The following is a 20424-nucleotide window of genomic DNA, read 5'->3' as shown; positions in this document are numbered from 1 at the left end:
AGATACATTGGGTGCAGAGCCTAGCATAGCCATTGCATGGCCAGCACCGGGCGTCAGGCTTATACACAGCCATCAGGAACAGGCATGCTCATTGACCCCGCACCGGTCAAACCTACACTGGCCTGTATCAACAGAGGAGGATACGCCCGATGAAAGCCGTGCTGTGCAAAGCCTTTGGTCCTGCCGATACACTGGTTCTGGAAGAAATCGCCAGCCCCATTGCCAAAGCCAACGAAGTGCTCATTGATGTTCATGCTGCGGGCGTCAACTTCCCGGATACCCTGATCATTGAGGGCAAGTACCAGTTCAAGCCACCCTTCCCGTTTTCACCGGGCGGCGAAGCCTCTGGTGTTATTGCAGCAGTCGGCGAAAAAGTCAGCCATCTGAAAGTCGGTGACAGGGTCATGGCCCTGACCGGCTGGGGCAGCTTTGCCGAACAAGTTGCAGTGCCGGCTTACAACGTGCTGCCAATGCCGGACAAGCTGGATTTCACCAGCGCCGCCGCATTCAGCATGACCTACGGCACCTCCATGCATGCACTGAAACAGCGGGCCAATCTACAAGCTGGTGAGACCCTGCTGGTGTTGGGTGCGTCTGGTGGCGTCGGGCTGGCTGCAGTAGAGATCGGCAAGGCGATGGGGGCGAAGGTGATTGCTGCCGCCAGCAGCGCGGAAAAGCTCGAAGTAGCTAAAGCTGCCGGTGCCGATGAGCTGATCAACTACAAAGACAGCAGCCTGAAGGAAGAACTCAAACGCCTGACTGGCGGTAAAGGGGTGGACGTAATTTACGACCCGGTCGGTGGTGACCTATTCGAGGAAGCCTTCCGATCGATTGGATGGAATGGCCGCTTCCTCGTTGTTGGCTTTGCTGCCGGTGGCGGTATCCCCTCCCTGCCAGCCAACCTGCCATTGCTTAAAGGTGCCTCTCTGGTAGGCGTATTCTGGGGCTCGTTCGCTCAGCGTCAGCCACAAGATAACGCCGCTAACTTCCAGCAACTGTTTGCCTGGCATGCCGAAGGCAAGATCAAGCCGCTGGTGTCGCAAACCTTCCCTCTGGCTGAAGCTGCCAAAGCCATCAACACCTTGGGTCAACGCAAAGCTGTGGGCAAACTGGTGGTCAGCGTTCGCTAGAGCGCGAACTGCTCTAGAGAGTGGCTTCAGCCGCCATTAGCGGCCAAAGCCACTCCTACACTCATCCCGCAGGAGCGACCTCAGTCGCGAAAATATCAACCCTGCGCCAGCAACGCAGGTGGGCAGCGCTGATACCACTGCGTGGCCTGCTCATAGGCATAAGCCATTTGCAGCACCGCCATGTCTGCCTGATGACGGCCGATGATCTGCATGCCCATAGGCAATCGCTGTTCATTGAAGCCAACCGGTACGTTCGCCACCGGGCAGCCAGACAAAGTGCCGGGGATCACAACTTCCATCCAGCGGTGGTAGGTATCCATGTTGCGCCCGGCAATCTGTTTCGGCCAGTCGATGTTCTTATCAAACGGGAACACTTGGGCGCTGGGCAGAAGCAGGAAGTCATAGCGTTCGAACAGTTTGCTGATCGCCCGATACCAGTCACTGCGCGCGGCTGAAGCTTTGAACACATCCATTGCCGACAGACGCAGGCCATTCTCAACTTCCCAGATAGCTTCAGGCTTCAGCAGCTCGCGGCGAGCCGGATCAGCGTAGTGCCCCCCCAGGGAACCGGCGACCAACCAATGGCGCAACGTCAGCCAGGTATCCCACAGTCGTTCAGCAGGGAAGCCCATGTCACAGGCCTCAACCTCGCAACCAATGGCCTCGAAATCAGCAAAGGACTTGCGGCACAGATCCAGCACCCCCGGCTCCATCGCCAGATAGCCGTTAAGGTCACCCAGCCAGCCCAGACGCGCACCTTTGAAATCACGTTGCAGATCACCCGCAAACTGCTCGCCCGACTCGGCAATCGACAGAGGTGCCCGCACATCGGCCCCAGCCTGTACCGACAGGAGCATGCTGACATCGCGCACGCTGCGTCCCATTGGGCCTTCGTAACCCAGCTGATCAACAAACAAATCTGCGCTGTCATCAAACGGCACACGCCCCTGAGACGGACGGAAGCCAATGATGTTGTTAAAGGCCGCCGGATTACGCAGCGACCCCATCATGTCGCTGCCATCAGCCACCGGCACCATTTGCAGTGCCAGCGCTGCACCGGCACCGCCGCTGCTCCCGCCAGCGCTCATTCCCGGGGCGTAGGCACAGCCGGTCACGCCGAAAATCGGGTTGTAGCTGTGGGAGCCAAGGCCATACTCCGGAGTATTGGTCTTACCGATGATGATGGCTCCGGCCGCCTTGATCCGCTCAACCATAATGCCGTCGCGCTCTGGCACATAGTCGCGGTACAGCGGTGAGCCAAGGGTGGTGCGGATACCCTGGGTCAGTGACAGGTCTTTAATCGCATGGGGCAAACCGTGCATCCAGCCACGGTATTCACCGCGCGCCAGTTCGGCATCGCGCTCATCCGCCTGAGCCAGCAAGGTTTCTTCCGGCTGTAGGCTGACGATAGCGTTAACCTTAGGGTTTAAGCGCTCAATTTGGGCCAAATAGGCCTGCATCACTTCGCGGCATGACACCTGCTGCAAGCGAATACGCTCTGCCAGCTGGTGAGCTTCAAGCTGGACGATTTCACGATAATTGTTGCTCTGACTCATGGGGCATTACCTTGCCAAAGGATCGTCAGGAGGCACGATGCGCCTTACGCGGGACGCAAAAGCCCGCGCCGAAACTCATCAAGCGTTATTGAACAGATAAACCGGCCCCGCCAGAGCGAAGCCGGTACAGCGTTCGGGCTGCCCCGATTAGCGCATCAAGTTGGTCCAGACACGGTCGGCCAGGCGGATCGCACCTTCGCCGCAGGTTTTGCTGAACACAACTTTGGTGCCTTCCGGAATGGTCAGCTCAGGCGCATTCTTCAAACCTTCATCCAGGAACGACTCCACACCTTTCACCGGGCTCTGATGCTTGAGGAAGTTCTGCGTCATGGCCGCGTTCTCAGGCTGGCTGAGGAAGGCGATAAAGGTCTTGGCGTTCTCGATATTGCGCGCGCCAGTTGGGATCACCAGATTGTCGACCCAAGCCAATACACCTTCTTTCGGGTAGACGTACTTAAGGGTTGGCTTCATCTCACGGGCGCGCATGGAAGAGCCGCCCCAGAACATCGACAGGTCAATCTCACCCGCCACCAAGTTCTCGCGAATAGAGCCGGCCTTGGAGCTGTAGGTCTTCACAAACGGCTTCTGCTCCTTGAGCAAATTTAGCACTTGCTGCAACTGCTTGGGATCTTCGCTGCACAGCGGGATATCCAGATAGATGCTGGCGGTGTCGATCACATCGCTGCTGGAGTCGAACATGTTGACCTTGCCTTTGAGCTCAGCGGGTGGCTGGAACAGCAGCGAGTAGCTGTCGGTCGGGCCGCTGTACTTGGCAGTGTCCAGAACTACGCCGGTGGTGCCCCAAATGAACGGCACGGAATAGCTGCCTTGTGGGTCCCACTCAGGCTTTTTCAGGTTGTCTTCCAGATTGGCGTAGTAAGGCTGGCTGGCCGGATCAAAGGACTCCAGCAGTTTTTCCTGCACCAGGATAGGGATGAACTGGTGCGAAGGGATCGCCACGTCATAGCCCGCGCCGCCCTGCTTGAGTTTGGCCAGTAGGGTTTCGTTGGAGTCGTAAGAATCCACGGTGACTTTGATCCCGGTTTCCTTCTGGAACTTCTGCAGGATTTCCGGCGAGAAGTAGCCGCTCCAGCTCACCACATTGAGTTTCTCATCGGCCTGCACACCAGCGGCCAGACCCAAGGCCAGAGATGCCCCGACAACAGCAAACAGTTTGCTCATTTTCAACTCCAGTAAGGGCTCAGGCTTTCTTCTTGCTGAGCAGATAAGACAAGGTGACAAACAGAACGGAGACCCCGAGGATCAGCGTCGAGACCGCATTCACATCCGGCGTTACGCCCATACGCAACATGCCGAAAATGAAGATGGGCAGCGTGGTGGTACCCGCCTGGGAAACCATCATCGAGATCACGAAGTTATCCAGCGACACAATGAAGGCCAGCATCAGTCCCGAAACAATTCCCGGCATCAGCAATGGCAACGTGACCTTGCGGAAAGTACGCCACGGGCCTGCGTATAGGTCAGCAGCTGCGTGTTCCAGCGACAGGTCCATGTCATTCAAACGTGCGCGGATCGGCAGGTAAGCAAAGGGAATGCAAAACACCGTGTGCGCGATGATCAGGTTGCCGTAGCCCAGTGACAGACCAAGGGTGGAGAACAACGCCAGAGTGGCTACACCAACGACAATTTCCGGCAGCACCAGTGGCAGCATGATCGCGCCCATGGACAAACGCATGCCCTTGAATTTGGCTCCACGAGAAGTGCTCAGCGCTGCCAGCGTGGCAATCGCAGTGGCGATCATGCTGGCGCACACCGCGATCAGCAGGCTGTTACCGGCGGCCTGACGCAGTGCCTGATTTTCAAAGGCAGCGCGGTACCAGTCGAGGCTAAAGCCCGTCCACACCGTGGCCGAGTGGTTAGCGTTGAACGACAACACCACCAGCACCACGATCGGTGCATACAGGTACAAATAGAACAGGAAGCTCAGCCCGCCAAAACCGGGAAAGTCCTGCACGCCCACGCGGCGTTTACGCAGCAGAGACAGCATCATGCACCTCCCTGAGCAATGCGCTGACGTTCCGCGCGCATTGCATAGAACATCAACATCAGCATCACCGCTGCCATCAGCACCAGCGCCAGCGCAGCCCCAAACGGCCAGTTACGGGCATCGCTGAACTGCCGGAAAATCAGGTTGCCGAGCATCATCTCGGTACCGCCACCCAACAGCTCCGGTGCGATCATCGCCCCCAGGCACGGCACGAATGTGAGGATTGCCCCGGCCATGATTCCCGGCTTGGCAATCGGTAACACCACTTTGCGCAGGGTACGCATCCGCCCGGCGTAGAGGTCTTGGGCGGCCTCCAACAAACGCACATCCATCTTCTCCAGCGTGGCGTAAATAGGCAGAACCACGAACGGCGCATAGGTGTAAACCAGCCCCAGCAACACCGCTCCATTGGTGTACAGCATGTTGAGGGGCTCATTGATGATGCCCAGCCCCATCAAACTGCTGTTGACCACACCTGAGCCACGCAGCAGCAGAATCCAGGCATAAGTGCGGATCAGCAGGTTGGCCCAGAACGGTACGGTAATCAGGAAGATCAGAAAGCCGCGACGGCTTGGCGGCTGCATCGCCAACCAGACTGCCACCGGAAACCCAATCAGCAGCGTAATGACGGTGGTCGCAGCGGCGATACCGACGGAACGCAAGGTGATAACCACATAGGAATCGGCAAACGCCAGGCTGTCATCCAACTGGCGCTCGAACAGCAGTGAGACATAGGCCTCCAGGCTGAATACCGGATTCACACCGCCATACGGGTTGGCCTGCATCAGCGAGTAGCCGATGACAATGAAGATCGGCACGATCAGGAACAGGCCGATTGCGATCAATGCCGGCGACACGCCAAGCAGACTGCTCAACGCCCGACGCCGCTCGAGAGCGTTAGCACCGGCAAGGTTGTTCTGTTGCATGTTGTACCCCGCTTGGCTCAGTCCAGCAGAACGCTGGCACTACCCTTCTCGAACAGCAGACCGGCACGTTGACCTTCCACCAGGCGCTGACGCTGGCCTGCACTGTTGGGCGTACGCACCGTTACCCGCAGACCATCCGCCAGCTCGACTTGATAGTGCAGGTCGGTGCCCATGTAGATCTGCGCATGCACCTGACATGGCAACGCATTCGGGGTGTCTTCACTGACCAGCTGCAGGCGTTCCGGACGAATCGACAATGTCACCGGGCTGCCAGCCTGAAGCCCATCAACAACGCGCGCCTCAATCATGGCGCCACCGGCAATGCGGTATTGCGCCTGCTCACCGGCCACCGAGATAAGGGTCGCGGAGATAAAGTTGGTTTCACCGATAAAGTCCGCGACGAAACGATTGCGCGGGTTTTCGTAGATGTCATCCGGACGGCCGACCTGCTGCACTTCGCCTTCAGAGAGCACGGCAATGCGGTCGGACATGGTCAGGGCTTCTTCCTGATCATGGGTGACGAAGATGAATGTGATACCGGTCTTGGCCTGGATCGACTTAAGCTCTTCGCGCATCGCCTGACGCAACTTGAGATCCAGCGCTGACAGCGGCTCGTCCAGCAGCAGCACCTTCGGGTGTGGAGCCAGCGCACGGGCCAGCGCCACACGCTGTTGCTGACCACCGGAAAGCGCACTGGGGCGACGCGCAGCAAAGCGTTCCATCTGCACCAGCGCCAGCATTTCGGCCACACGCTCAGCGATCTGAGCCTTGCTCATTCGCTGCCCCATCGGGTGGGATTCGAGACCAAACGCCAGGTTTTCCGCGATGGTCATGTGCGGGAACAGCGCGTAGTGCTGAAACACGGTATTGACCGGGCGCTCATAGGGCGGACGGTCAGCAATGTTCTCACCATACAGACAGATTTCACCGGCTGTAGGGAATTCAAAGCCGGCAATCATACGCAGCAGCGTGGTCTTGCCGCAGCCGGATGGACCAAGCAGGGTAAAGAATTCGTTATCGCGGATATCCAGATCAACGCATTTAAGCGCGACAGGCCCGGTTGCAGGATCACCGTAAACCTTGCGTACGGAGCGGATCGAAACCGCTATCCCCTGCTGACTGTGCTGGGCACTCATGTAATACCTCCGGTTCCTACCCGAGCACTGCACGCAGCTGGCCGGGAGTTTTATCGTTGTTCTGGCAGGACATAGAGAAGCATCGAAGCGCAGCGCCTGACTGTTAGGTCGGCTGATTTGTTTTGAGCTGCTAGGGGGCGATATTCGGAGAAATGCGGTTGAGCCTAAAGATGAATTTTCTTACAGTCGGTGTTAGAAAATTTAATAGCCAGTAAGAGACAGCCGGATGCCTTCATTACGCCTACCGCCGCTCAATGCCATCCGCGCATTTGAGGCCGCCGCACGTCTGGGCAGCTACGTTGAGGCTTCTAAGTCGCTTCATGTGACGCAGCCGGCTATCGGACGTCACGTCAAATTGCTGGAAGACTGGCTCGGCGTGCAGCTATTCCAACGCACGCCACGCGGAGTAACCCTGACACCTGCCGGCCAACGCTATTACGTAAAAGTCGCCAACGCCCTGCAACAGATCGCCGACGCCAGTAATGAACTGACACCGGGTGGGACCGCACGTTGGTTAAAGATCATGGCCGTGCCTGCCTTCGCCAAGCGTTGGCTTATGCCTCGACTTGAAGCCCTGCAGCAGCTGCGTCCAGGCCTGAAAATAGCAGTTGATCCACATGCCACATTCACTGAAGTTGATGGAAAGAACGCCGATCTCGGGATCGTTTACGGCATGCCTGGTCAATACGGCCACAACTACACAACGTTACTGCATCCAAACGTCTTTCCGGTGTGCTCACCCGGCTATCTGACTGAACACGGTCCAGTTACAAGCTGTGAAGATCTGCTCAGGCACAAACTCATCCATGTCGATGACGGCGAATGGTGGAATGCGTGGTTCGCAGCTAACCGCTCACCCATCCGCGTCACTTCGGACTTGCTTTACATCAGTAACGACCACGCCCTGAGCATGGCCGAAAAAGGCCATGGAATTGCCCTGGCTAACGAGGTGTTAGTTCATCAGGAGCTGGCTTGCGGCGTACTGGTTAGGCCAGTAGCCGAACAAATACCGCTGGAAAGTTATCAGGCGCTGTTACCGGCCGGACCGGTCAGCGATGACATGGCGTACTTTCTGGAATGGGTGGCGCAAGAGCTTAGAGAGGGGTTCCCGGATCTGGTCGACCAGGAACCGACTCACTGATCAGCTGCGTGGCGCGTAGGCGAATACGTCGGCACGCATCTGGTGGGCGTCCATCCCCGCATCCACCAGCGCATCCAGCGTGGCATAGACCATCGCCGGCGAGCCACTGGCGTAGACGTGCAAAGGCTTAAGGTCAGGAAAGTCCTGAGTCACTGCCTCATACAACAAGCCGCAACGCCCCGTCCAGCCGCATTCATCACTGACAACCTTATGCAGGAACAGATTGGGCGTCTGCTGCCACTGTTCCCAGTGCTCAACCTCATAAAAGTCGCCGGGATGGCGAGCCCCCCAGTACAAGTGCACCGGATGGGCAAAGCCCGTTGCGCGGCAATGTTCGATCAGGCTCTGCATCTGGCCCATGCCGGTTCCGGCTGCCAGCAGCACCAGCGGCCCGTCCGGCAATTCAGCCAGGTGGGTATCACCAAACGGCATTTTCACCCGCACAATCGGCGTACTGCGCAACTGCTCGATCAAGGAGATGGCCGAGTCTTCCCGGGCCAGCACATGCAGCTCCAGCTCGCGGCCACTGTGCGGGGCTGACGCCAGTGAAAACGCCGAGTAATCCTCGCGGCGCTCTAACAGCAGATATTGCCCGGCGTGATAGCGCACACGTTTGCCAGCCGGAGCCTGCAAACGCACGCGAAATACATCACCGCCAACGTCATCACAGGCCAGCACCTGACAGGCCATGTCCCGCACCGGCAATTCGCCCGGCGCCAGCACACCATCCCAATGCAGCACACAATCTTCCAGCGGCTCAGCCAGACAGGTGAACAGCTCGCCCTGCTCCAGTTCGACGCCGTCTTGCAACACCTTACCTTCAACCAGCAACGCAGCGCAGATATGGCAGTTACCATTGCGACAGCTTTGCGGACAGTCATAACCCAACCTGCGGGCTGCATCGAGGATGCGTTCGCGGGGTTGTACTTCAAGTACCGCACCTGAAGGATTCAGGGTGACCTTCATTAATCGATTCCCAATTCAGACCACAACGCATCAACGCGCTGCTTAACCGCTTCATCCTGGACGATTGCCCGTCCCCATTCGCGGCTGGTCTCACCTGGCCACTTGTGGGTGGCATCCAGGCCCATCTTGGAACCCAAACCGGAAATCGGCGACGCGAAGTCCAGGTAGTCGATCGGCGTGTTGTCGATCATCACCGTATCGCGCTTAGGGTCCATGCGCGTAGTGATCGCCCAGATCACATCATTCCAGTCACGCGCATTGATATCGTCATCGGTCACGATAACGAACTTGGTGTACATAAACTGCCGCAGGAACGACCACACGCCGAGCATCACGCGCTTGGCGTGGCCAGGGTACTGCTTCTTCATGGTCACAACGGCCATGCGGTAGGAGCAGCCTTCCGGCGGCAAGTAGAAATCGGTGATCTCCGGGAACTGCTTCTGCAGGATCGGCACGAACACTTCATTCAGCGCCACACCGAGAATCGCCGGTTCATCTGGCGGACGGCCCGTATAGGTGCTGTGGTAAATCGGCTTTTGCCGGCGGGTGATGCGCTCCACGGTAAACACCGGGAAGCGGTCCACTTCGTTGTAGTATCCGGTGTGATCGCCGTACGGGCCTTCATCGGCCATCTCGCCTTGGTGAATAACACCTTCAAGGACGATTTCAGCACTGGCCGGCACTTGCAGATCACTGCCGCGGGCCTTGATCAACTCGGTCTTGTGGCCGCGCAGCAAACCAGCAAACGCATATTCGGAGAGACTGTCCGGGACCGGCGTCACCGCGCCGAGAATGGTCGCCGGGTCCGCGCCCAGCGCAACCGCAACCGGGTACGGCTTACCGGGGAATTTCTCGCACCACTCACGGTAATCCAGCGCACCGCCACGGTGGCTGAGCCAGCGCATGATGACCTTGTTGCGGCCAATCACCTGTTGGCGGTAGATACCAAGGTTCTGCCGCTCTTTGTTCGGCCCTTTGGTGATGGTCAGGCCCCAAGTGATCAGCGGACCAACGTCGCCCGGCCAGCAGGTTTGCACCGGCAGTTTGCTCAGGTCGACATCATCGCCTTCTTCGATCACTTCCTGACACGGCGCATCCTTCAGGACCTTCGGCGCCATGTTGATGACCTTTTTGAAGATCGGCAGCTTGCTCCAGGCGTCTTTCAAGCCCTTGGGCGGCTCCGGCTCCTTGAGAAAGGCCAGCAGCTTGCCGATTTCGCGCAGCTCCGATACTTCTTCAGCGCCCATACCCAGCGCCACGCGCTTGGGTGTGCCGAACAGGTTGCCGAGCACCGGCACGTCATAACCCGTAGGGTTTTCAAACAGCAGTGCCGGCCCGCCTTTGCGCAGGGTGCGGTCACAGATTTCGGTCATTTCCAGCACCGGCGAAACCGGTGTCTGAACGCGCTTGAGTTCACCGCGTTTTTCCAATTCGCGGATGAAGTCGCGCAGGTCGCGATACTGCATGCTGGGGGTCTCGTGATGGCGAGCGGACTGTAAAGTTTACCGCTTAGCTGGGAGATTCCCCAACAGCATATCGCCGGAAGGCTTATATGAAAGACAGCTTTACCAATCTTCAGAAATAAAAAAGCCTCCCGGGCGCTGCCACGGGAGGCTTTCAACAGCATGAAGCTGTTACTTGCGCTTCATCGACTGGAAGAACTCGTCGTTGGTCTTCGTAGCTTTGAGCTTGTCGATGAGGAACTCGATCGCAGCAATTTCATCCATCGGATGCAGCAGCTTGCGCAGAATCCACATGCGCTGCAGCTCGTCTTCGGCAGTCAGCAACTCTTCACGACGGGTACCGGCGCGGTTGATGTTGATGGCCGGGAATACGCGCTTCTCAGCGATACGACGGTCCAGCGGCAGCTCCATGTTACCGGTGCCTTTGAACTCTTCGTAAATCACTTCATCCATCTTCGAACCGGTTTCAACCAGCGCGGTGGCGATGATGGTCAGCGAGCCGCCTTCTTCGATGTTACGGGCAGCACCGAAGAAACGCTTCGGCTTCTCCAGCGCATGAGCATCCACACCACCAGTCAACACCTTGCCGGAGCTCGGGATCACGGTGTTGTAGGCACGCGCCAGACGGGTGATGGAGTCGAGCAGAATGACCACGTCTTTCTTGTGCTCAACCAGGCGCTTGGCTTTCTCGATCACCATTTCAGCCACTTGCACGTGGCGGGTTGGCGGTTCGTCGAAAGTCGAGGCAACCACTTCGCCGCGCACGGTGCGCTGCATCTCGGTCACTTCTTCAGGGCGCTCGTCGATCAGCAGAACGATCAGGTGGCACTCAGGATTATTACGGGCAATGTTCGCTGCAATGTTCTGCAGCATGATGGTTTTACCCGCTTTCGGCGGTGCCACGATCAGGCCGCGCTGGCCTTTACCGATCGGGGCACAGAGGTCAATCACACGACCGGTGATGTCCTCAGTGGAACCGTTACCGGCTTCCATGAGCAGGCGCTCATTGGGGAACAGCGGCGTCAGGTTCTCGAACAGAATCTTGTTCTTTGCGTTTTCCGGACGGTCAAAGTTGATCGAGTCAACTTTAAGCAGCGCGAAATAACGCTCGCCTTCCTTCGGCGGACGGATCTTGCCGACAATCGTGTCGCCCGTACGCAGGTTAAAACGACGGATCTGGCTCGGCGATACGTAGATATCATCAGGGCCAGCAAGATACGAGGCATCCGCGGAGCGGAGGAAGCCGAAACCGTCCTGGAGTATCTCCAGCACGCCATCACCGGAGATTTCCTCACCGCTTTTCGCATGTTTTTTCAGCAGGGAGAAAATCACGTCCTGCTTGCGCGAACGGGCCATGTTTTCCAGGCCAAGTTGCTCGGCGAGTTCCAGCAGTTCTGTGATCGGCTTTTGCTTGAGTTCGGTCAGATTCATAGGAATGACGTAATCATTGTAAGGAGGGAAATAAGCTATTCAGCTTGATAAGCCGTGCCGCTGAGAACGGCTGGACGCCTGCTTTATTATCGATAGATCGAGTAGAAGTTGCCGGCGACGGCTTGCAGAGGGCTACATAGAAAATGCAGCGGCTGCGAATGTAACACTTGAATATTTATCGCGTCTAGTATCTTCAAATAAAAACCCCGCATGAAGCGGGGCTTTTAAGAAGCAGATCAGATGTTGGCGTCGATGAACGCAGCCAGCTGCGACTTGGACAGTGCACCAACTTTGGTAGCTTCAACATTGCCATTCTTGAACAGCATCAGAGTCGGGATGCCACGTACGCCAAACTTCGGCGGGGTTTCCTGGTTCTCATCAATGTTCAGTTTGCAGACTTTGAGTTTGCCTTGGTAAGCCTGAGCGATCTCATCCAGCACCGGCGCGATCATTTTGCAAGGCCCGCACCATTCAGCCCAGTAATCGACCAGAACCGGACCGTCAGCCTGAATAACATCCTGCTCGAAGCTGGCGTCGCTGACATTGGTGATGAATTCGCTCATGGAAAAATCTCCGTTTACGGAAGCAAAAGATGACCGACATGATAGCCGTCTTACCCCCGTACAGGAAGGCAGTCACCATTGAGCTTATCTATAAAGACTATCAAGAAAGACGTTAATGTCGGGCTGACTTCAGGCTTTCAGACAGCCGGGGCGACTTGAAACTGTCACACTTGTGAACTTCACTGAGGTGTACCCCTGCGGCATCAGAATGCGTTGGCTAGGCTGCCCTATCGTGGCAGGATGGCGCGGTTCAGCTTCGAGAATAATCTGTTATGCCGCATAAATCTGCCGAATCCTTTCCTCTGATTGCAGCCATCGACCTAGGCTCAAACAGCTTCCACATGGTCCTGGCCAAAGCCGACTACGGCGAGATCCGTATCCTCGAGCGCCTCGGAGAAAAGGTTCAGCTGGCCGCAGGCCTTGATGAACAGCACCAGCTCAACGAAGAGGCCATGACCCGCGGCCTAGACTGCTTGCGCCGTTTTGCCCAGATGATCGCCGGACTGCCCGAAGGTGCTGTGCGGGTGGTAGCCACCAACGCTCTGCGCGAAGCGCATAACCGCGCCACTTTTATCCGCCGGGCGGAAGAGATTCTCGGCCATCAGGTTGAAGTCATTTCCGGACGTGAAGAAGCCCGCCTGATTTATCTGGGCGTGTCCCACAGCATCGCCGACACGCCCAATAAACGCCTTGTGGCCGACATTGGCGGCGGCAGTACCGAATTCATCATCGGCCAGCTGTTTGAACCGCTGATGCGCGAAAGCCTGCAAATGGGCTGCGTGAGTTACACCCAACGTTTCTTTAAAGACGGCAAGATCACCGCTGCCCGCTATGCTCAGGCCTACACCGCCGCTCGCCTGGAGCTGATGGGGATCGAGAATGCTTTGCGCCGTATCAGCTGGGACGAAGCCGTCGGTGCCTCTGGCACGATTAAAGCCGTTGGCCTGGCCATTAAGGCAGCAGGTCTGAGCAATGGTGAAGTCAACAGCGAGGGGCTGGCCTGGCTCAAGCGCAAGCTGTTCAAAGTAGGGGATGTTGAAAAGCTTGATCTGGATGGAATCAAACCGGATCGCCGGGCAATTTTCCCGTCCGGCCTGGCCATCCTTGAAGCCATCTTTGATGCCTGCGACATCCAGCAAATGAGTCACTCAGAAGGCGCGCTGCGCGAAGGCGTGCTGTATGACCTGCTGGGCCGCTACCAACATGAAGATGTGCGCGAACGCACCCTGCACTCCTTTATGGAGCGCTACCACGTTGATCAGGATCAGGCGGCTCGAGTCGAAGCCAAAGCCCTTTCAGCCCTGAGGAAGGTAGCTAAAGACTGGCAACTGGAAGAGGAATGGCACAGTGACATGCTGCGCTGGGCCGCGAAGGTGCATGAAGTCGGGCTGGACATAGCCCACTATCACTATCACAAACATGGCGCGTATCTGGTTGAGCACTCCGACCTGGCCGGTTTCTCCCGCCGTGATCAGGAGATGCTTGCACTGCTGGTTCGTGGCCATCGCCGCAACATACCTAAAGACAAGTTCGCCGTGTTCGCCGAAGAAGGCACTGCACTGATTCGTCTTTGCGTGCTACTGCGCTTTGCCATTTTGTTCCACCACATCCGAGGCAATCAGGAAATGCCCGAGGTGAAACTCAAAGCCGGCGAACACAGCCTGGAAATCATCTTCCCAAGCGGCTGGCTCGAGAAGAATCCGCTGACTCAGGCTGACTTCGAGGCTGAAGCTGAATGGCTCAGACGCATCAATCTTGATCTGCGCATCAGCTAAAACAAAACCGGCAGCCTAAGGCTGCCGGTTTTGCATCACGCAGAACAAACTGAGACTCAGCGAACGCTGATCTGTGGCGCGGTCAGCTTCTCCAGCAACCCCGCCTGTGCACTGCGCGGGTTTTGGTTACCACTTGGCGAACAACGCACGTAGCGGCCATCAGGCTGCAGCAGCCAGGCCTGGGTGTTGTCGGTCAGGTAGCTTTCCAGCTCCTTCTTGACCCGCAGGATTAGCTTCTTGCCCTCAACCGGGAAGCAGGTTTCCACGCGCTTATCGAGGTTGCGTTCCATCCAGTCAGCACTGGAGAGGTAGATTTTTTCCTCGCCGTCATTCTGGAAGTAGAACACCCGCGTGTGCTCAAGGAATCGCCCGATGATCGAACGTACCTGAATATTGTGCGAAACCCCCGGAATGCCCGGACGAAGACAGCACATACCACGCACCACCAGATCGATTTTCACCCCACTCTGACTGGCTTTGTAGAGCGCCTTGATCACCTTCGGATCGGTCAGGGAGTTGAATTTGGCAATGATGTGTGCGGACTTGCCCTCAGACGCCAGAGCCGTCTCTTTGGCGATCATATCCAGCAGGGTTTTCTTCAGGGTAAACGGCGCATGCAGCAGCTTTTTCATGCGCAGGGTTTTACCCATACCGATCAACTGGCTGAACAGTTTGGCCACATCCTCCCCCAGCGCCACATCGGCGGTAAGCAGGCTGTAGTCGGTATACAGGCGGGCGTTGCCGGCATGGTAGTTGCCAGTTCCCAGGTGCGCATAACGGACGATATCGCCGTTCTCGCGGCGCAGGATCAGCATCATCTTGGCGTGGGTCTTAAAGCCCACCACACCGTAAATCACTACAGCACCCGCAGCCTGCAAGCGGCTGGCCAATTGCAGGTTGGACTCTTCATCAAAGCGCGCGCGCAGCTCAATGACCGCTGTTACTTCCTTACCGTTGCGGGCTGCCTCAACCAGTGCATCAACGATTTCCGAGTTAGCCCCGGAACGGTACAGCGTCTGTTTGATGGCCAACACGTGTGGGTCTTTGGCGGCCTGACGGAGCAGGTCAACCACTGGCGTGAAGGACTCAAACGGATGCAGCAGCAGGACATCCTGTTTGCTGATCACGTTGAAGATGTTCTCTGCATTTTGCAGCAGTTTGGGGATCACTGGCGTAAACGGGGTGTACTGCAGCTCCGGATGGCTTTCGAGCCCGGTGATGCTGAACAGGCGAATCAGGTTCACCGGGCCGTTTACCCGGTACAGCTCGCTCTCGCTCAAGCCGAATTGCTTGAGCAGGTAATCCACCAGTGGTTTCGGGCAGCTGTCGACAACCTCCAGACGCACCGCATCACCATAACGACGACTGAGCAGTTCGCCGCGCAACGCACGGGCCAAGTCCTCAACATCCTCGGTATCCACTGACAAGTCAGCGTTACGGGTCAGACGGAACTGATAGCAGCCCTTCACCTTCATGCCCTGGAACAGGTCGTCTGCGTGGGCATGAATCATTGAAGACAGAAATACGTAATTATCGCCGGCCCCACCAACCTCTTCCGGCACCTTGATGATGCGCGGCAGCAAGCGTGGTGCAGGGATGATCGCCAGACCGGAATCACGGCCAAACGCATCAACCCCTTCAAGCTCAACAATAAAGTTCAGGCTCTTGTTAACCAACAGCGGGAACGGGTGCGTCGGGTCAAGGCCGATCGGCGTGATGATCGGTGCAATTTCATCGCGGAAGTAGCGACGCACCCACGTTTTCAGTTTGGGGGTCCAGAAACGCCGGCGGATGAAGTTGATGTTGTGCTTGGCCATCTCCGGGAACAGGTTGTCGTTGAGAATCGCGTACTGACGTTCAACCTGTTCATGCACCAACTCGGAGATACGGGCCAGGGCCTGGTGGGGTTGTAAGCCATCCGCACCAGCCTGCTCACGGGCAAAGTTGATCTGCTTTTTCAGTCCGGCAACGCGAATTTCGAAAAACTCATCCAGGTTGCTGGAAAAGATCAGCAGGAACTTCAGTCGCTCCAGAAGCGGATAGGACTCATCCAGCGCCTGTTCCAGCACGCGGATATTGAATTGCAGCTGCGACAGCTCGCGATGGATGTACAGGCTGCTGTCATCCAGGCTAGGCACTGGCGCAGCCACAACCGGAGCGGATGTTTCGACACAGGGTGTCTCAACCACAACCTCCTCCGGGGCTGCAACGGTGCTGTCCTGCAACTCAGTATTCGTGAGTCCTTCGGTATTCATGGATGCTCCTGGTGAGTTATTGCCCTTGTTTCAAGAGTTCTGCTGCACGTACGGCGAAGTAAGTCAGAATGCCATCAGCGCCGGCACGTTTGAAGGCCGTCAGTGATTCAAGAATCACCGCTTCGCTCAGCCAGCCGTTCTGAATGGCAGCCATGTGCATGGCGTACTCGCCGCTGACCTGATAGGCAAAGGTCGGTACTTTGTACTCATCCTTCACGCGCCAAACGATATCCAGATACGGCATGCCCGGTTTGACCATGACCATATCCGCGCCTTCGGCCAAGTCCGCTGCCACTTCGTGCAGGGCTTCGTTACCGTTGGCCGGGTCCATCTGATAGGTGTTTTTGCTGCCCTTGCCCAGGTTAGCCGCCGAGCCGACTGCATCACGGAACGGGCCGTAATAGGCGCTGGCATATTTGGCGGAGTAAGCCATGATCCGCACATTGGTGTGATCGGCCAGCTCCAGCGCTTCGCGGATTGCCTGAATACGGCCATCCATCATGTCCGACGGTGCTACAACCTGCGCACCGGCCTCGGCATGGGACAGAGCCTGCTTGACCAGCGCATCGACGGTGATGTCGTTCTGAACATAGCCGTTTTCATCGAGGATGCCGTCCTGCCCGTGAGTAGTGAACGGGTCCAGGGCTACGTCGCTGATGATGCCCAGTTCAGGGAATTTGGCGCGCAGAGCACGGATCGCACGCTGAGCGATACCATCCGGGTTCCAGGCCTCTTCACCCTGCAGGGATTTCTTCTCCAGCGGCGTCACCGGGAACAGCGCCAATGCAGGAATGCCTAGTGCAACCCAATGCTCGGCTTCTTTGAGCAACAGATCGATGGACAAGCGCTCCACGCCCGGCATGGACGGAATGCTCTCGCGGCGGTTTTCACCATCCAGAACAAACACCGGCAGGATCAGATCATCAGTGCTCAGGCGGTTTTCACGGACCAGGCGGCGGGAGAAATCATCGCGGCGGTTGCGGCGCAGACGGGTACCGGGAAACAGGCGATTGGCAGGGGTAACGCTCACAGCAGACTCCGTAGCCTGTATGACAGGCGAGCAGGAAAGTTATAAGCGGACATTATGACCAAATGATTACAGCACTTCGCAGCTGTACCGACTGCCAGCGCATATAAAGCAGTTACAAAGAACTTGGCGGGTCGGGCAGAAAACGGAAAATGGTCAAACTTGGCTGTGCAGGAAACGCTGCCTGGAATATGCAGGCGCTTTTCGTACAGAGCCCAGGTCCGGATCACTTGCCATAGTACCACTGCCGGCGAGCGCTGCCTGCCATTGCTGGACAGGCAGCGCACCAAAGTATGAGAAGTCTTGTCTCAGGCAGTACGTGCCTCAACTGGACGGGGTGTCCAATAAAGGGCAATCAGACTGATCAGGCTGTAACTCAGTAGCGCCCACCACAGCAATGCGCTGTGTGGAATGATTTGTGTCACGATCGCCAACCAGAGAAATCCTGCATTAAATAGCAGACGCAGCAGCTCAAGGGTCTTAGCCAACGGTCGGTTCTCCAGCCAGATACCGATGCAGTACAGGCCGAACGCCATCCACACCGACCCCACCAGCGCCTGCTCCAGCGTCAGTGCATCGCCAAGCCCTAACAATGCGCTGCCTAGGACGACATACAGCGCGAACTGGACGCCTGCATAGACCTTTTGAGCCAGCGTTAGCGGCACGTCGAACTTCACGAAACGGCTCAGATCGGGTTTCTCAACTGGATATTTCGCTGCCACATCAGCCGGTCGCCAGCCCGTCGGCATAAACCAGATACGCACCTTGTCCCACCAGGACGCAGCGCGTACTGCATCGCGCCACAACACCACATAGAACTGGATATTGGCCCACAGTGGGTTCCAGCTGGCCAGCGGTGTAGTCACACCGAAGATGGCCGGCTCATCATCCAACTCCTCCTGAAAGGTGCCGAAAACACGATCCCAGACGATGAACACACCACCGTAATTGCGATCCATATAGCGTGGATTTTGCGCGTGATGAACACGGTGGTTAGAGGGCGTAATCAGTACCCATTCCAACCAGCCCAGCTTGGGGATATGCCGCGTATGTACCCAGAACTGATAGAGCAGGTTCATCGCCGCAACGGTCAGGAATACCAGTGGCGGTACACCGACTACGGCCATCGGCAGGTAAAAGATCCAGCTGAACAGAAAGCCACTGCTGGTTTGCCGCAACGCGGTGCTGAGGTTGTAGTCCTCACTCTGGTGATGCACCGAATGGGCCGCCCAGAGCACATTGCGCTCATGCCCCATGCGGTGGTTCCAGTAGTAGCAGAAGTCATAAAAGACAAAAGCAAACAGCCAGACCCAGAGACTGTCTGCCGACAACTCAAATATCCCGATGTATTCCCACGCCAGGGTATAGGTGATCAGCCCTACCACTTTGGTCAGCAAGCCCAGCGTTGTAGACAACACGCCAGCGCTCAGGCTGTTGATCGAATCGGAAAAACGATAGGTGCTGACGCCCCGCCACCGATCAGCCAGCAACTCAAGGGCAATCAACACAAAGAAGAACGGTACCGCATAGAGTATGTAGTCCATGTTTCTCCCCGAAATGCATACGTACATCCGGCGTCATGTAAATGACTGTTCAATTGTTGTTATGCCGTATCGCGAGAACCGGCTTGCAGCTAGGATTACTTAATTAAGCTTAATTCAATGTTTGTCCGGCCTCATGGCCAACTGTGCCAAGCCAGGTAGCGTTTGGCGACAGATTCGTTATAAGGCGATGCACCCTCGCCCTGCATTTATCAGGAGATAGTGATGAACAAAAAAGTCGCGGTGATTCTTTCCGGCTGCGGCGTCTACGACGGCGCAGAAATCCACGAAAGCGTGATTACCCTGCTGCGCCTGGACCAGCGTGGCGCTCAGGTGCAGTGCTTTGCGCCGAATATCCCTCAGCTGCATGTGGTGGATCACTACAGCGGTGATGAGATGAACGGCACGCGCAACGTACTGGTGGAGTCGGCCCGGATTGCCCGCGGCAACATCAAGGATGTCAAAGAGCTGCATGCCCAGGACTTTGACGCAGTGATCCTGCCGGGCGGCTTCGGCGCGGCCAAGAACCTCTCTGACTTCGCCACCAGCGGTGCTAACTGCTCCGTACAAGCGGATGTACTGCAGGCGGTGCAGTCCTTTGCCAGTGCAGGCAAGCCCGTCGGCTTGATGTGCATTGCGCCGGCCTTGGCCGCGAAGATTTACGGCTCTGGCGTCATCTGCACCATCGGCAAGGATGCAGATACCGCTGCGGCCCTGACTCAAATGGGTGCTCAGCACGAAGAATGTGAAGTCTCCGAAATTATCGAAGACACGCAACGCAAGCTGGTTACCACACCGGCCTACATGCTGGCTCAGTCCATCAGCGAGGCGGCTTCAGGTATCAACAAGCTGGTCGATCGCGTTCTCGAACTGTGCGCCCCGCCTGCCCACTGAGCAGCTCTCGAGCGCTGCAGCCAGGCGGTCATGCCTGGCTAGCAAGGCTATCGTGACAATGCTTAGGCTACTCCGGTCTGGCCTCTGGTCAGACCGCATGGAGTGCGGCAGTTTGCACCATTAACTTGAGGCAGGGCCGCTATGACCAAGCAACCGTTCGAACTTTCCCCGGAACAGCGCGAAGCTGTGATCAATTTTTTCCAGCGTATTCCCTTCAACCAGGCGCTGGGTATCCAAATGGGCGAGTTGAGCGCTGAAAAAGTGACGATGACCCTGCCGATGAAGCCTGAGCTGATCGGTAACTTTGTCCACGGCATTCTCCACGGCGGTGCCATCAGCTCCCTGCTGGATGTCGCCGGTGGCGCTATGGCGCTGATCGGAGCCTTCGATAAACACCAGCACCTGTCCCCCAGCGAGCGCATGACCCGCCTCTCCAAGCTGGGCACCATCGATTTGCGCGTGGACTATCTGCGTCCGGGGCGGGGTCAGCTGTTTACCGCCAGTGCCGTGCTGTTACGCAGTGGCAACAAAGTTGCTGTGGTGCGCAGTGAACTGCATAGCGATGACGGCACGCTGGTCGCCGTCGGCACCGGCACGTATCTCTGCGGTTAA

17 protein-coding genes are annotated in these 20424 nt (G+C 57.1%); 5 read left to right on the top strand and 12 right to left on the bottom strand.

The annotated features are described in order from the left end of the window. Positions 1-149 precede the first annotated feature (149 nt). On the top strand, positions 150-1130 hold the full coding sequence (locus AO726_RS08660; RefSeq protein ID WP_058067662.1) for an NADPH:quinone oxidoreductase family protein: 981 nt from the start codon (positions 150-152) through the stop codon (positions 1128-1130). A 95-nt stretch (positions 1131-1225) separates the two neighbouring features. Here AO726_RS08660 and AO726_RS08655 read toward each other — a convergent pair whose 3' ends face one another. The 5 genes from AO726_RS08655 to AO726_RS08635 all read right to left on the bottom strand — a co-directional run bounded on the left by AO726_RS08655 (position 1226) and on the right by AO726_RS08635 (position 6756). Then, positions 1226-2686: an amidase gene (locus tag AO726_RS08655; RefSeq protein WP_058067661.1), complete on the bottom strand. Its 1461-nt coding sequence runs from the start codon at positions 2684-2686 to the stop codon at positions 1226-1228. 147 nt (positions 2687-2833) lie between these two features. After that, positions 2834-3868: an ABC transporter substrate-binding protein gene (locus AO726_RS08650; protein ID WP_058067660.1), complete on the bottom strand. Its 1035-nt coding sequence runs from the start codon at positions 3866-3868 to the stop codon at positions 2834-2836. Positions 3869-3887: 19 nt separating this feature from the next. Next, complete coding sequence (locus tag AO726_RS08645) at positions 3888-4694, bottom strand: ABC transporter permease (RefSeq protein WP_177330549.1); 807 nt, start codon at positions 4692-4694, stop codon at positions 3888-3890. After that, positions 4694-5620, bottom strand: coding sequence for an ABC transporter permease (locus tag AO726_RS08640; protein ID WP_058067658.1), 927 nt, complete (start codon positions 5618-5620; stop codon positions 4694-4696). Before AO726_RS08640 ends, AO726_RS08645 begins: the two co-directional genes overlap by 1 nt. A gap of 17 nt (positions 5621-5637) precedes the next feature. Further along, complete coding sequence (locus AO726_RS08635; protein WP_058067657.1) at positions 5638-6756, bottom strand: ABC transporter ATP-binding protein; 1119 nt, start codon at positions 6754-6756, stop codon at positions 5638-5640. 226 nt (positions 6757-6982) lie between these two features. Here AO726_RS08635 and AO726_RS08630 point away from each other — a divergent pair, with 226 nt between their 5' ends. Next, complete coding sequence (locus tag AO726_RS08630; protein WP_058067656.1) at positions 6983-7897, top strand: LysR substrate-binding domain-containing protein; 915 nt, start codon at positions 6983-6985, stop codon at positions 7895-7897. Here the strand turns inward: AO726_RS08630 and AO726_RS08625 are convergent, their stop codons facing one another. From AO726_RS08625 to trxA, 4 genes are all read right to left on the bottom strand, one after another. Then, positions 7898-8863 carry a CDP-6-deoxy-delta-3,4-glucoseen reductase gene (locus tag AO726_RS08625; protein WP_058067655.1) on the bottom strand — a complete coding sequence of 322 codons (966 nt, stop codon included), beginning with the start codon at positions 8861-8863 and terminating at the stop codon, positions 7898-7900. Beyond that, the gene (gene ubiD / locus AO726_RS08620; protein ID WP_058067654.1) at positions 8863-10329 is read right to left on the bottom strand and encodes a 4-hydroxy-3-polyprenylbenzoate decarboxylase; all 1467 of its coding nucleotides are present in this window, start codon (positions 10327-10329) and stop codon (positions 8863-8865) included. Before ubiD ends, AO726_RS08625 begins: the two co-directional genes overlap by 1 nt. A 168-nt stretch (positions 10330-10497) precedes the next feature. Then, positions 10498-11757, bottom strand: coding sequence for a transcription termination factor Rho (gene rho, locus AO726_RS08615; protein ID WP_058067653.1), 1260 nt, complete (start codon positions 11755-11757; stop codon positions 10498-10500). Between the two features lie 236 nt (positions 11758-11993). Then, entirely contained in the window at positions 11994-12320 is a 327-nt protein-coding gene (gene trxA, locus AO726_RS08610) for a thioredoxin TrxA (RefSeq protein WP_058067652.1), read from the bottom strand. Positions 12321-12592: 272 nt separating this feature from the next. On the opposite strand from trxA, the gene ppx reads away from it, so the two are divergent. Next, positions 12593-14095, top strand: a complete 1503-nt coding sequence (gene ppx, locus AO726_RS08605) for an exopolyphosphatase (RefSeq protein ID WP_058067651.1) — start codon at positions 12593-12595, stop codon at positions 14093-14095. A 56-nt stretch (positions 14096-14151) separates the two neighbouring features. On the opposite strand, the gene ppk1 is transcribed toward ppx, so the two are convergent. From ppk1 to AO726_RS08590, 3 genes are all read right to left on the bottom strand, one after another. After that, entirely contained in the window at positions 14152-16350 is a 2199-nt protein-coding gene (gene ppk1 / locus AO726_RS08600) for a polyphosphate kinase 1 (protein WP_058067650.1), read from the bottom strand. Between the two features lie 16 nt (positions 16351-16366). After that, positions 16367-17380 (bottom strand): porphobilinogen synthase, encoded by a 1014-nt coding sequence (gene hemB / locus AO726_RS08595; RefSeq protein WP_058067649.1) that lies wholly within the window; start codon positions 17378-17380, stop codon positions 16367-16369. A 305-nt stretch (positions 17381-17685) separates the two neighbouring features. After that, complete coding sequence (locus AO726_RS08590) at positions 17686-18921, bottom strand: sterol desaturase family protein (protein WP_058067648.1); 1236 nt, start codon at positions 18919-18921, stop codon at positions 17686-17688. Positions 18922-19143: 222 nt separating this feature from the next. Between AO726_RS08590 and elbB the strand changes: the two genes are divergently transcribed. Continuing rightward, positions 19144-19812, top strand: a complete 669-nt coding sequence (elbB, locus tag AO726_RS08585; protein ID WP_058067647.1) for an isoprenoid biosynthesis glyoxalase ElbB — start codon at positions 19144-19146, stop codon at positions 19810-19812. A 141-nt stretch (positions 19813-19953) separates the two neighbouring features. Next, entirely contained in the window at positions 19954-20424 is a 471-nt protein-coding gene (locus tag AO726_RS08580; protein WP_058067646.1) for a thioesterase family protein, read from the top strand.

Source organism: Pseudomonas sp. TTU2014-080ASC, from assembly GCF_001446935.1.
Classification (GTDB): domain Bacteria; phylum Pseudomonadota; class Gammaproteobacteria; order Pseudomonadales; family Pseudomonadaceae; genus Aquipseudomonas.
Note: the sequence above shows the minus strand (reverse complement) of the source record. Positions and strands in the feature narration are given on the sequence as shown.